Consider the following 13066-nt stretch of genomic DNA (forward strand, 5'->3'; position numbering starts at 1 on the left):
AGGTCAGGGCGCCGTCGCCGCTCTCGTCTCCCCGTATGCCGTGCGCAGTCTCCGTACGCCCTCCGTGATCTCCGAGCGGCCCGCCACGCCCGCGAAGCTCAGGCGCAGGTGCGGGGCGGGGGGTTCGGCGCTGAAGTACGGGCGGCCGGGGGCGACCGCCACGCCCGCGCGCAGGGCCGCGGCGGTGAGGGCGGACTCGGGCGTGCCGTCGGGCAGGCGCAGCCAGACGTGGTAGCCGCCGTACGGGAGGTGCGGCAGGTCCACCTCGGGCAGGTGCTCGGCCAGCGCCGCCGCCATGGCCTGGCGGCGGGCCGCCAGTTCGGCCGAGACGGAACGCAGATGGCGGGGCCAGGCCGGGGAGCCGACCAGTTCCAGGGCCGCCTCCTGGAGCGGGCGCGGCACGAAGAAGCTGTCGACGACCTGGATCGCACGCAGGCGTTCCAGGACCGGGCCGCGTGCGGCGAGCGCGCCGACGCGCAGACTCGGCGAGGTCGGCTTGGTGAGCGAGCAGACATGGACGACCACGCCGTCCGGGTCGTCGGCGGCCAGCGGCGCGGGCAGCGGCCCGGCGTCCGCGTGGACGAGCCGTCGCGCGAAGTCGTCCTCGACCACGAACGCCCCGAACTCCCGGGCGATGCCGAGGACTTCGGCCCGCCGGGCCGGGGCGAGCACCGCACCCGTCGGGTTCTGGAAGAGCGGCTGGCAGACCAGGACGCGGGCCCCGGTGGCCCGGAACGCCGCCGCGAGCAGATCGGGCCGCACCCCGTCGGTGTCCACCGGCACCGGCACCGGCCGCAGCCCCGAGGCACGGGCCACCGCCAGCATGCCCGGGTAGGTGGGCGACTCCACCAGCACGGGCGCGCCCGGCGGCGCGAGCGCGCGCAGCGCGGTGGTGAGCCCGGACTGCCCACCGGCACAGATCAGCACCTCGGCCGCGGTGACCGCACCACCGATCTCGCGCGCGAACCAGGCGCGCAGCTCGGTCAGGCCGTCGACCGGCGGCCGCCCCCACGCACCCGGGCGGCGCCCGGCCCGGGCGAGGGCGGCGGCCATCGCGCGCTCGGGCTGCAGGCCCGGGGCGAGGTAGCCGCCGTTGAACTCGATCACCCCGGCCGCCGGGGTCGCGAGCGTGACCAGGACCCCGGCGGCGTCCACCGCGCGCGGCACCAGCTCGGTGGCGCCCTCGGCGCTGAGCGCGACCTCCTGCCAGGAGGTGTCGCCGGGGCGGGACGTACGGACGCGGGGCTCGGCGCGGAAGACTCCGGCGCCGGGCCGGGTGACGACCAGGCCCTCGGCGGCGAGCTGCGCCAGCGCCCGCGAGACGGTCACCGGGGAGACCCGGTACCGCTCGACGAGCGCCCGGCTCGACGGCAGCTTTCCACCAACTGAGTAGCGGTCGAGCTCGTCTTTCAGGGATTTCGCCAGTTCGGCCACGCTGCTACGCTCTTGCATGACAGCACAGGATAGCGCTACCGCCCAGACCTCGATAGCAGTCGCCGACCATCGGACCGGTGACCCGGTCACCCCGGCCGTCGCCACCACCGGTCGTCACGGCTCGCTGCTCGCCGGGCTCGGTGTCGTCGCCTTCTCGCTGACCTTCCCCGCCACCGCCTGGGGCCTGGAGAGCTTCGGGCCGTGGTCGCTGGTGACCGTCCGCTGTCTGCTCGCCGGACTGCTCGCGGGCACGTTCCTGCTGGTGGGACGGGTTTCGCTGCCCGAGCGCAAGCACTGGGCCGGGCTCGCGGTGGTCGCCGCCGGAGTGGTCGTCGGCTTCCCGCTGCTCACCACGCTCGCCCTCCAGACCTCGACGACCTCGCACGCGGCGGTAGTGGTGGGTCTGCTGCCGCTGACCACGGCCGCGCTCTCCGCGCTGCGGACGAAGCGGCGCCCGTCCCGCGCGTTCTGGGCGGCGGCGCTCGCCGGGGCCGGGGTCGTCGTCGCCTTCACGATCGGGCAGAGCGGCGGAGCCCTGTCCACCGGCGACCTCTATCTCTTCGGCGCGCTGCTGATCTGCGCGGCCGGGTACACCGAGGGCGGCCGGCTGGCCCGGCTGATGCCGGGGTGGCAGGTGATCGGCTGGGCGCTGATCCTCACGCTGCCGCTCGCCGTCGTGGGCGCGGCCTTCGCGCTCGCCGCCGAGCCCGTCCACCTCACCGCGCACGGCATGGCGGGGGTCCTGTGGGTGGCGGCCGGGTCGCAGTTCTTCGGGCTGTACGTCTGGTACCGGGGCATGGCCGCCATCGGTGTCCCCCGGGCCAGCCAGCTCCAACTGGCGCAGCCGCTGCTGACCCTTGTCTGGGCGGTCCTGCTGCTCGGCGAGCACCTCTCCCCCGCCGCCCCGCTGGCCGCCGCCGGGGTCCTCCTCTGCATCGCGGTCACCCAGCGCGCGGCCGCCTGAGACCCGTACGAAACCGGCCAACAGAGGCCCCGGACAGCCCCGGATGGCTCTGCACAGCGGGCTCAACTCGGGCCCTCGCCCTTAGAATGAGGACATGCGAGCGAGTGTGGGCGACCGGCTGCTGGTCCACGGCAGGACCGTCGGACAGCACGACCGGACCGCGGAAGTGATCGAGGTACTGGGCCCCGAGGGCACACCACCGTTCCGGGTGCGCTTCGAGGACGGGCACGAGACGCTGATGTCCCCGGGCCCCGACACCGTCGTACGCCATGTGACGACCGAGGAGTAGCGGCCCCGAGGCCCGGTCCTCTGATCAGGTGTGCACCCTGCCCGGGTAGTGGTCCGCGATCACGCGTGCCATCGCGCCGATCCGGTCCCGGGCCACGTCCTTCGCCGAGAAGAAGCAGTGGCCCTGCACCGAGCGGTACTTGCGCGCGAGTGTGAGGTGCCGGGAGAGCTCGGCCGGGTCCTGCCAGGCGGCGGGCTGCGCCGGGTCTCCTGCCTTGTACAGGGCCTCGCCGATGACGAGGTCGGTGCCGCTGCCCCGGGCGACCGCGTCCCACCAGGCGACCAGCTTGGCGTAGTCGGCGGCGGGGAAGCCGATGTTCCAGTACACCTGCGGGCAGATGTAGTCGATCCAGTGCTCGCGGACCCACTTCCTGGTGTCGGCGTGCAGGTCGTCGTAGGTCTGGACGCCCGCCGTGGTGGGCGAGCCCAGCGGGTCGGTCGCCGCGTTGCGCCACACCGCGAACGGGCTGATCCCGAGCTTCACCCGCTTGTTGACCGCCTTGATCCGCGCGGCCGTCTCCCGTACCAGCTTGTCGATGTTGTCGCGCCGCCAGGCGTTCCGGTCCGGGAAGCCCGCGCCGTAGCGGGCGTACGCGTCGTCGTCCCCGAAGCTCTGGCCCGCCACCGGATACGGATAGAAGTAGTCGTCCCAGTGCACCGCGTCCACCGCGTACTTGGAGACCGCGTCCAGCATCGCGTCCTGGACGAACCGGCGCACTTCCGGCATCCCGGGGTTGTAGTAGAGCCGTCCGCCGTACGCCACGACCCAGTCGGGGTGCACCCGCGCGGGGTGGGTGGGGACGAGGCGGGAGGGGTCGGTGTGGTTGGCCACGCGGTACGGGTTGAACCAGGCGTGCAGCTCCAGGCCGCGCCGATGCGCCTCGCGGACGGCGGTGCCCAGCGGGTCCCAGCCGGGGTCCCGGCCCTGGGTGCCGGTGAGGTACTGGGCCCAGGGCTCGTACGGGGACGGCCACAGGGCGTCGGCGGTGGGGCGGACCTGGAGGACCACCACATTGAGCCGGTCCGCGACCGCCCGGTCGAGGTGGACCAGGAGCTCGTCCCGCTGCTCGACCGCGGACAGGCCCGGTCTGGAGGGCCAGTCGAGGTTGGACACCGTGGCCAGCCACACCCCCCGGAACTCACGCGCCCTCGGCGGGTTCCACGGCCGGGCCGCCGCGGGGGCCGACCGCGGCCCCCGCGCCTCGGCCGCACCCACCGTGACCAGGCCGTTCACCGCCCCCGCCGTTCCCGCCACCACAGTGCCCGCCAACAGTCCCCGCCGAGTGATCCGTCCCACTTCACGACCTCCACGTCGCAACGAATGTCCGGTGTTGCGCACAGCATGCCCGCCCCACCCCGTGATCCATACGCAGGCGCGGAGTAACGTCGTGCGCTGGGACGGGCGCCGGAATCACACGGGGGACCCGCCGGGAAGTTTCGTAGAGCGATTCGTAGAAGCGAAAGGCACGATGTGACCGACATCGAACGCGTCGGAGTGGTGGGCTGCGGCCAGATGGGGGCCGGCATCGCGGAGGTCTGCGCCCGCAGCGGCCTGGACGTGAAGGTCGCCGAGACCACCGGCGAGGCCCTGGAGATCGGCCGTACCCGGCTGCACAACTCCCTTTCGAAGGCCGCCGAGCGCGGCAAGATCACCGAGGCCGAGCGCGACGACGCGCTGGCCCGGCTCAGCTTCACCACGGACCTGGGCGAGTTCGCCGACCGCGACCTCGTCATCGAGGCCGTCGTCGAGAACGAGCAGATCAAGACCGAGATCTTCCAGGTCCTCGACCAGGTGGTGACCCGCCCGGACGCGATCCTGGCCTCCAACACCTCCTCCATCCCGCTGGTGAAGCTGGCGGTCGCCACCTCGCGGCCCGACCAGGTCATCGGGATCCACTTCTTCAACCCGGCGCCGGTGCAGAAGCTCGTCGAGCTGATCCCCGCGCTCACCACCTCCGAGGGCACCATCTCGCGCGCCCAGGCCGTGGTGGAGAAGATCCTCGGCAAGCACGCGATCCGCGCCCAGGACCGCTCGGGCTTCGTGGTCAACGCGCTCCTCATCCCGTATCTGCTCTCCGCGATCCGGATGTTCGAGTCGGGCATCGCCAGCCGTGAGGACATCGACAACGGCATGGAGCTCGGCTGCGCCCACCCGATGGGCCCGCTCAAGCTGTCCGATCTCATCGGTCTGGACACCGTGGCCTCGGTGGCGGACTCGATGTACGACGAGTTCAAGGAGCCGCTGTACGCGGCGCCTCCGCTGTTGCAGCGCATGGTGGACGCGGGGCGGCTGGGCCGCAAGACGGGGTCCGGTTTCTACTCGTACGCCTGAGTACGTCCGTAGCCCCTGATGCCGGGCCCGGTTCCTCTGTGTGAGGGCCGGGCCCGTCCCGTTCACACCGGGTGTGCACGGCGAGCCCGCATATGCGCGTCGCACACTCTCCCGCCCCTGGAACAGGGCGAGTTGACTCCGTGACGAAAAGTCAATGGCACCCTCCCACAACGACGAAGGAGCCTCGCCGTGCCGAGCGACCCCGGCCGTCCGATGGCCGTCGACGAACTGTCCGAGTTACGCCGCTCCCTGGAAGTGGGTCTGGCCCGCATCGACGGGCAGCTGACCCTGCTCACCCACCGGAACGACCAGAGCGACCGTGAACTGACCGAACTGGGCGTACGGGTGGCGTCCCTGGAGCACACGAGGTGGCCGCTGCCCGCGATCACGGCGCTCACCGCCCTCGGCGCACTGACCGTGGCGGTGTGGCAGGCGCTGGGGCGGTGAACGCGTGACGGCGCCCGACTAGCCGTCGCCGAGCCGCATATGGTGGAGCATCAGGAGTCCGGCCGCCATGTTGGCGGCCGGGACCTCACCGCGGGCGATCATGTCCGGCACGAGCTTGAGCGGTATCCACTCGCGCCGTGACGACTCGAAGTCGTCCTCCGGGTAGCCGATGTACTCGGCCGCTTCCGACCAGTACAGATGGTGGCGGGCGTCGATGAGTCCGTTGGCGGGCTCGACGGTGAGGAGATGGCGCAGGGGGCCCGGCCGCCACCCGGTCTCCTCCTCCATCTCGCGGGCGGCCGCGGCCTCGATGTCCTCGCCGTCCTCGACGACGCCGGCGGCCAGCTCCCAGCCCCAGCTGTCGGTGATGAACCGGTGCCGCCAGAGCAGCAGGACCTCGTTGGCCTCGTTGACGGCGGTCGCGACCGCGACCGGGCGCAGCCGGATCAGGAAGTGGTCGAGGTGCCGCCCGTCCGGAAGGGCGACGTCGGCGAGATTGACCCGGAACCAGCGGTTCTCGTACACAGTTTGTTCACTCAGATTCGTCCACTGCACGTTTTTGCCACCTTCCGACAAGAGGATGGCAATATCGCAGCAGGCACGCGCTCACAGGGGAACGCGCAGTGCCCCGTCGATCAGCTCGGCGGCTTCATCGGCGCCGGCGCAACCGCTCTCGACCAGGTGCTCGCGTACCACGCGCAGCCGGTCGCGAAGGCGCTGCGACTCCATCCCCCGGGCCCGCTCGGCCATCTCGACCGCCGTCGCGACGGCCCGGTCCGCCTCGCCCTGCCTCAGCTCGATCTGCGCGAGCATCGCCAGGCGGTGCACCCTGCCCCGGTCGTGCGAGGGGGCGTGCGCCGCCAGGCCCGCCTGCTCGCGCGCGGCGGGCAGATCGCCGAGCCGCAGCAGAGCCTCCGCCACCTGGACGTTCACCAGGCCCGGCTGGACGTAACCGGTCTCGGCGGGCTCGTACTTCGGCCGGATGCGCTCGGCCGCGCGCTCGGCGCCCCGGATCGAGGAGAGCGCGCTGCGCCCGTCGCCGAGGTGCGCGTACGCCTTGGCCTGCATCGCGTGCAGATCGGCGGCGAGCGCCGGGGTGAGCTGATGGCCCGCCGCCCGCAGCGCGGCCTCCGCGAAGGCGACCGCCTGGCGGTAGTCCCGCATGAACAGCGACTGGTTGACGAGCAGGGCGATGACATAGGCGCCCAGGCCCCGGTCCCCGCTGGCCTTCGCGAGGCGCAGCGCCTGGTGGAAGTAGCGCTGGGCGAGGCCCTGGGCATTGGAGTCGTACGCGCAGATCCCGGCGATCGCGACCAGTCCCCCGGTCGCGCGGTGCAGCTGGCGGCCGGTCGCGTCGGTGTAGCAGCCGCGCAGCAGCGGCGCGGTCTCGGAGTTGAGGAAGCCGACGATGCGCGAGCGGGTGGCGATGCCTCCGGCCTTGCGGTACATCAGCTCGTAGTGCGCGCGGGCCGCCCGCAGCATCTCGATGTCGGAGTCGCCGACCGCGGTCTGGCCGTGCCGGGACACATCGGTGTCCTCCGGCGGGTTCTCCCACTCCCACACCGGCATCACGGCCGGGGTGCCCGTGACGGCCGGCGCGCCCAGTATGTGCGGGCGCTGCTGCTCGTCGGAGCGCCACAGGGCGGTGGCGCGCTCCACGAACCCGGCGAGCGGCGAGCCCACCGGCGCGACCGGCTCGCCCGGCACCCCCAGCCCGATGTCGTCGAGGGTGACTGGCCGGTGCAGCCGGGCCGCGAGCACCTCGCAGATCAGATCGGGCACCTGGCCGCGCGGCCGCTGCCCTTTCAACCACCGGGCCACGGCGGTGTGTTCGTACTTCAGCGCGAGCCCTCGGGCGCGGCCCGCCTGGTTCACATGGGCGGCGAGCCCGGCGTTGGAGATGCCGGCCTCGTCGACCAGCGCGTCGAGCAGGGTATTGGGCTGCATCAGGCCCTCCGTTGGCTCGGTGCGCCTGGGTCCTGTCGTCACATTCCCGCCGTCCGCCCGGAGGGCGGGCCCCGCGGCGTCTGGCGCGTGCGATCGCAAGGCGCCGGAGCGTCCTCGTGGCGGAGCCACGTGGGCGGTTCGGCAACGCCGCGAGCGGGCGCGCCAGACGCCGCGGGGCAGGCGGGAATGTGACGACAGGACCCAGCGTAAAGGAGGCGCGTTCACACGGGGTGTGAAGGGAGTGCTCGCATTTATGCGTCGCGCACTCTGCCGCCGGGGGCGGGCTGCCGGTTGACTGAACTGCCTCTCCACAGAGGCGTGTCGGGCCGCCGGCTCCCCCTCGTACAGTGCGGCGGCCCGCTCCCGGCGCCGCCGGTCCTGCCGAACTGCCCGTCACTCCGCGGCAGGGCCGACGGCGCCTCATCTCCGCCTCAGCGCCGTGCCCGCACGGCCGGTACGGCTCCGGGCTGTGCGGGCACGCGCACCCGGTCGTTGCGCAGCACCATCAGCGCCACGTCGTCGGCGAGGTGTCCGCCGGTGTGCCGCAACAGCTCCCGCTGTACGCAGTGGATCACTGCTGCGGGGGACAGCGGGGTGTCAAGGGCCGCCCGGGCGAGTACTTCCTGCAGCCGGAAGAACCGCCCGGAGCGGTCCCTGGCGTCCTCGGCGCCGTCGGTGTGCAGACACAGCGCCTCGCCGGGCAGCAGCCGGGTGCACGGCCGCGCGGGCAGCTCGGCCGGGAGCGGGAACGGGCCGAGCGGCGGCAGCGGATCGCCCGGCAGCAAAGGCTCGGCGCCGCCGCACAGCCGATGGGGCCAGGGATGGCCGCAGTTGAGGGCGAACACCCGGCCGTCGGGCCGGATCTCCAGGAGCAGTACGGTGACGAACTCCTCGGCGAGCGGGCTGTCGGGCTCGTCCGCGCGGTTCGCGGGGTGCTCGGCGCGGGCCCGCTCGCGCAGATGGCGCTGGAGGGCGCGCTCCAGGCGGCGCAGCACCCCGCCGAGTTCGGGCTCGTCGTGGACGGCCTCGCGGAAGCTGCCGAGGACGGCGGCGACCGCGCCGAGCGCGCCAAGGCCGTGGCCGCGCACATCGCCTATGACGACCCGCACCCCGTACTGCGTGGCCATCGCCTCGTAGAGGTCGCCGCCGACGGTCGCGCCCGCGCGGCCCGCGCAGAGCTGTGCGGCGGCCACGGTCAGGCCGTCGATACGGGGCGGCGGCGGGCGCAGCAGCACCCGCTGGGCGGCGTCCGCGACCTCCTGCACCAGCCGCAACTCCCGCGCCGCACCGGCACGTACGGCATGCAGCAGGAAGACGAGGGCGATCAGGAAGGCGGCGCAGGTGGCGATCCGCAGGCTCATCGAGTCGTCGGTGGCCAGCGGGCAGGTGAGCTCCCAGACGACGACCAGGACCAGCCACAGGACCGGCAGCGTCAGGGCGAGCCCCCGGCCCGTGGCCAGGGCTCTGGCACAGACCGCCGCCCAACTCCCGGTACGGATCATGCCGTCGGCCCCCCTAGGGCCTGTCCGGTGGATCTTGCCTGGGACGCGGGGGGCTGGCACGCCCATCTGCCGCGTTGTCGTCGGTTGCCATGGCTCCGCCATGCCGCCCTCCTCCGCCTTGCAGCTGCACGCACCAGCCCCCCGCTCACCAGCACCGAAACGGCATCCGGAACCGCCGGCGGCCAGATCCACCGGACAGGCCCTAGGCCTCTGCGCCCCATCGCCCTCCGCCTGGCCTTCAAGGCCGGGTTGATTCTTTCGACGGTCCGCCCCTTTTTGCGCATATCGGCCCCTGATCTCACCCGAACGAGTGAGAAGGTTCCGGTTAGCTGAAGAAAAGATTCCGGTTCGCCTAAGAATGCGAGGCAGCCACCCGGGACAACGCGAAGGGCGCACCCGGAGAACCGGGTGCGCCCTTCGATCGTCCTGCCCCGCGGGTTACGCCCCGCGCAGCACCGCGCCGGTGTGCTCGGCCGCGAGGGCCACCGCCGCGTCGCGGGCGGCCGAGGCCTCCTCGACGGTCAGCGTGCGGTCGGCGGCACGGAAGCGCAGCGCGTACGCCAACGACTTCTTGCCCTCGCCGACCTGCTCGCCGGTGTAGACGTCGAACAGCCGGATGGACTCCAGGAGTTCACCCGCGCCACCGCGCAGGAAGTACTCCACGACGCCCGCCGGGACCTCCGCGTCGACGACCAGCGCCACGTCCTGGGTGGCCACCGGGAAGGTGGAGATGCGCGGCGCCACCAGGGCGCCCTCCCCCGCCTTCGCCAGCGCGTCCAGGTCGAGCTCCATCGCGCAGGTGCGCTCCGGCAGGCTCAGCGCCTTGACCACACGCGGGTGCAGCTCGCCCGCGTGACCGATGACGACGATCTCGCTGTCGATGACGACGGCGAGCTCGGCGCAGCGGCCCGGGTGCCAGGGGCCGTACTGGCCGTTCTGGACGATGAGTTCAGCGCCGGCCTCGCGGGCCAGGGTCCGGGCGGCCTCGACCGCGTCGGCCCAGTCCGCCGGGCGGCCCTTGCCCCACCAGCCGGCCTGCTCGCGCGCACCGGCGAGGACGACGGCGGCGTGCCGGGGCTGCGCGGGCAGCACCGCGTCGAGCGCCGCGATCTCCTCGTCGGTGGGACGGCGGTCGACGGGCAGCCGGACGGCGACGCCCTGCTCCTCGCCCGGCAGGAAGACCAGACCGGTCTCGAAGAGCGCCAGGTCGTGGCTGCCGCGGCCGTCGTTGCGGCGCAGCGTGGCGAGCAGGCCCGGCAGCAGCGTGGTGCGCAGCGCCGGCTCCTCGTCGTTGAGCGGGTTGACCAGCTTCACGACACGGCGGGCCGGGTCGTCCTTGTCCAGGGCCAGCTGGTCGAAGACCTGCTCGGAGACGAACGGGTAGGCCAGCGCCTCCACATAGCCCGCCCCGGCCAGCGCGCGGCCGGCCCGGCGGTGCAGCCGCTGGCGCTCGGTGAGCCCGCGCCCGGCGGGCGGCTTCGGCAGGGTGGAGGGCAGGTTCTCGTACCCTTCGAGCCGGATGACCTCTTCGGCGAGGTCGTTCGGCTCGGTGAGGTCGGGACGCCAGGACGGCACGGTGACGACGAGCTCGTCCTGCCCGTACACGTCGCAGCCGATCTCCTGGAGGCGGCGCACCACGGTCTCGCGGCCGTAGTCGACGCCCGCCACACGGTCCGGGTGGTTGGCCGGGATGGAGACGGTGCGCGGCGCGGAGGGCGCGATGACCTCGGTGACGCCGGCCTCGGCGGTGCCGCCCGCGAGCAGCACCAGCAGGTCGACGGTCCGCTGGGCGGCCGCGGAGGCCGCCTGCGGGTCGACGCCGCGCTCGAAGCGCTTGGACGCCTCGGAGGTCAGCTTGTGGCGGCGCGCGGTGCGGGCGATGGCGACCGCGTCGAAGTGCGCGGCCTCGATGACCACCTCGGTGGTGCCCCTGACCTGTCCGGTCTCGGGGTCGGTGACCGAGTCGGCGATCTCCGTGTTGGCGCCGCCCATCACACCGGCGAGGCCGATCGGGCCGCGGTTGTCGGTGATGACGAGGTCGGCGGCGTCCAGCTTGCGCTTGACGCCGTCGAGGGTGGTGATCATCTCGCCGGGCTCGGCACGGCGTACGCCGATGGGGCCGTCGACCAGGGTGCGGTCGTAGGCGTGCAGCGGCTGGCCGAGCTCGATCATCACGTAGTTGGTGACGTCGACGGCGAGCGAGATCGGCCGCATGCCGGCCTTCTGCAGGCGGCGCTGGAGCCAGATCGGCGAGCGGGCCTCGGGGTCGAGGCCGACCACGGTGCGCGCGGTGAAGCGGTCGCAGCCGATCGGGTCGGCGATCTTCACCTGGTAGCCGTACGAGTTGGGCGCGGGCACGTCGAGGAGCGCCGGGTCGCGCAGCGGCAGGCCGTACGCGATGGCGGTCTCGCGGGCCACACCGCGCAGGGACAGGCAGTCGCCGCGGTTGGCGGTCACCGCGATGTCCAGGACCTCGTCGACGAGCTCCAGGAGCGCGATGGCGTCGGTGCCGGCCTCGTGCTCGGGCGGCAGGACGATGATGCCGCCGCTGCCGTCGTCGCCCATGCCCAGCTCGTCGCCGGAGCAGATCATGCCGTGCGAGGTCTTGCCGTACGTCTGGCGTGCGGCGATCGCGAAGTCACCGGGCAGGACCGCGCCGGGGAGCACCACGACGACCTTGTCGCCGACCTGGAAGTTGCGCGCGCCGCAGACGATCTCCTGCGGCTCACCGGTGCCGTTGGCCGTGCCGACGTCGACGGTGCAGAAGCGGATGGGCTTCTTGAAGCCCTCCAGCTCCTCGATGGTCAGCACCTGGCCGACGACCAGGGGGCCCTTGAGCCCGGCGCCGAGTTGCTCGACGGTCTCGACCTCAAGGCCGGCGGACACGAGCTTGGCCTGGACGTCCCGGCCGGTCTCCGTCGCCGGCAGGTCGACGTACTCCCGCAGCCAAGAAAGCGGGACCCGCATCAGATCTCCATCCCGAACGGCCGGGTGAACCGGACGTCACCCTCGACCATGTCTCGCATGTCTTCGACGTTGTGGCGGAACATCAGCAGGCGTTCGATGCCGAAGCCGAAGGCGAATCCGCTGTACTTCTCGGGGTCCACACCGCAGGCGACGAGCACCTTCGGGTTGACCATGCCGCAGCCGCCGAGCTCGATCCAGCCCTCGCTGGAGCAGGTGCGGCAGGGGCGGTCGGGGTTGCCCACCGACTCGCCGCGGCAGACGTAGCACACCATGTCCATCTCGGCGGACGGCTCGGTGAACGGGAAGAAGTTCGGCCGCAGCCGGGTCTTCATGTCCTGCCCGAAGAGCGACTGGACCATGTGGTCCAGGGTGCCCTTGAGGTCCGCCATGGTCAGGCCCTCGTCCACGGCGAGCAGCTCGACCTGGTTGAAGACGGGGGTGTGCGTGGCGTCCAGCTCGTCCGTGCGGTAGACCCGGCCGGGGCAGATCACGTAGACCGGCGGCTCGCGGTCGATGAGCGAGCGGATCTGCACGGGCGAGGTGTGCGTGCGCAGCACGACGCCGGACTCGGTGCCGCCCTCGGGGCCCTGCACGAAGAAGGTGTCGGCCTCGCCGCGGGCCGGGTGGTCCGGGCCGATGTTGAGCGCGTCGAAGTTGAACCACTCGGCCTCGACCTGCGGGCCCTCGGCCACCTCGTAGCCCATGGCCACGAAGATGTCCTCGATGCGCTCGGAGAGCGTGGTGAGCGGGTGGCGGGCGCCGGCCGGTACGCGGTCGTACGGCAGCGTGACGTCCACCGCCTCCTCGACCAGGACGCGCGCGTCGCGCTCGGCCTCCAGCTCGGCCTGGCGCGCGGCCAGGGCCTTGTTGACGGCGCCGCGGGCCATGCCCACGAGCTTGCCGGCCGCGGCCTTGGCCTGCGGCGGCAGGGCGCCGATCTCGCGGTTGGCGAGCGACAGGGGCGAGGTGCCACCGGCGTGCGCGGTCTTCGCGTGAGCGAGCGCTTCGAGGTCACCGGCCGCGGCGAAGGCGGCGAGCGCCTCGTCCCGCATGCGCTCGATCTCTTCCGGTTTCAGTGCCTCGACCTCAACAGGGTCGTACGACTTATTGGGTGCCGACATCTCTTCCCGTACTTCCGATTGGCTTGGCTGGGGGTCCCGCCACCGCGACAGCGACTCGGCCGCG

General features: G+C 72.7%; 11 protein-coding genes. 4 read left to right on the plus strand and 7 right to left on the minus strand.

Annotated features, from left to right (window positions below):
* Positions 1-3 precede the first annotated feature (3 nt).
* Positions 4-1452: a PLP-dependent aminotransferase family protein gene (locus BG418_RS00540; RefSeq protein WP_188271599.1), complete on the minus strand. Its 1449-nt coding sequence runs from the start codon at positions 1450-1452 to the stop codon at positions 4-6.
* Here BG418_RS00540 and BG418_RS00545 point away from each other — a divergent pair.
* Positions 1451-2398 (plus strand): DMT family transporter, encoded by a 948-nt coding sequence (locus BG418_RS00545; RefSeq protein ID WP_188271600.1) that lies wholly within the window; start codon positions 1451-1453, stop codon positions 2396-2398. The genes BG418_RS00540 and BG418_RS00545 overlap by 2 nt on opposite strands.
* A gap of 94 nt (positions 2399-2492) precedes the next feature.
* A complete protein-coding gene (locus tag BG418_RS00550; RefSeq protein WP_188271601.1) occupies positions 2493-2687 on the plus strand; it encodes a DUF1918 domain-containing protein in 195 nt (64 codons plus the stop codon).
* A 24-nt stretch (positions 2688-2711) separates the two neighbouring features.
* Here BG418_RS00550 and BG418_RS00555 read toward each other — a convergent pair whose 3' ends face one another.
* A complete protein-coding gene (locus BG418_RS00555; protein ID WP_317453451.1) occupies positions 2712-3983 on the minus strand; it encodes a family 10 glycosylhydrolase in 1272 nt (423 codons plus the stop codon).
* A 174-nt stretch (positions 3984-4157) separates the two neighbouring features.
* Between BG418_RS00555 and BG418_RS00560 the strand changes: the two genes are divergently transcribed.
* A complete protein-coding gene (locus BG418_RS00560) occupies positions 4158-5018 on the plus strand; it encodes a 3-hydroxybutyryl-CoA dehydrogenase (protein WP_188271602.1) in 861 nt (286 codons plus the stop codon).
* Positions 5019-5207: 189 nt separating this feature from the next.
* Complete coding sequence (locus BG418_RS00565; protein WP_188271603.1) at positions 5208-5465, plus strand: hypothetical protein; 258 nt, start codon at positions 5208-5210, stop codon at positions 5463-5465.
* Between the two features lie 18 nt (positions 5466-5483).
* Here the strand turns inward: BG418_RS00565 and BG418_RS00570 are convergent, their stop codons facing one another.
* The 5 genes from BG418_RS00570 to pheS all read right to left on the minus strand — a co-directional run bounded on the left by BG418_RS00570 (position 5484) and on the right by pheS (position 13002).
* Entirely contained in the window at positions 5484-6020 is a 537-nt protein-coding gene (locus BG418_RS00570) for an NUDIX domain-containing protein (protein ID WP_188271604.1), read from the minus strand.
* Between the two features lie 51 nt (positions 6021-6071).
* The gene (locus BG418_RS00575; RefSeq protein ID WP_188271605.1) at positions 6072-7412 is read right to left on the minus strand and encodes a transcriptional regulator; all 1341 of its coding nucleotides are present in this window, start codon (positions 7410-7412) and stop codon (positions 6072-6074) included.
* Between the two features lie 431 nt (positions 7413-7843).
* Positions 7844-8914, minus strand: a complete 1071-nt coding sequence (locus BG418_RS00580; RefSeq protein ID WP_188271606.1) for a PP2C family protein-serine/threonine phosphatase — start codon at positions 8912-8914, stop codon at positions 7844-7846.
* 438 nt (positions 8915-9352) lie between these two features.
* A complete protein-coding gene (gene pheT, locus BG418_RS00585; protein ID WP_188271607.1) occupies positions 9353-11881 on the minus strand; it encodes a phenylalanine--tRNA ligase subunit beta in 2529 nt (842 codons plus the stop codon).
* The gene (pheS, locus tag BG418_RS00590; RefSeq protein WP_188271608.1) at positions 11881-13002 is read right to left on the minus strand and encodes a phenylalanine--tRNA ligase subunit alpha; all 1122 of its coding nucleotides are present in this window, start codon (positions 13000-13002) and stop codon (positions 11881-11883) included. Before pheS ends, pheT begins: the two co-directional genes overlap by 1 nt.
* Positions 13003-13066: the final 64 nt, after the last annotated feature.

Source organism: Streptomyces sp. CBMA152 (genome assembly GCF_014596475.1).
Taxonomy (GTDB): domain Bacteria; phylum Actinomycetota; class Actinomycetes; order Streptomycetales; family Streptomycetaceae; genus Streptomyces.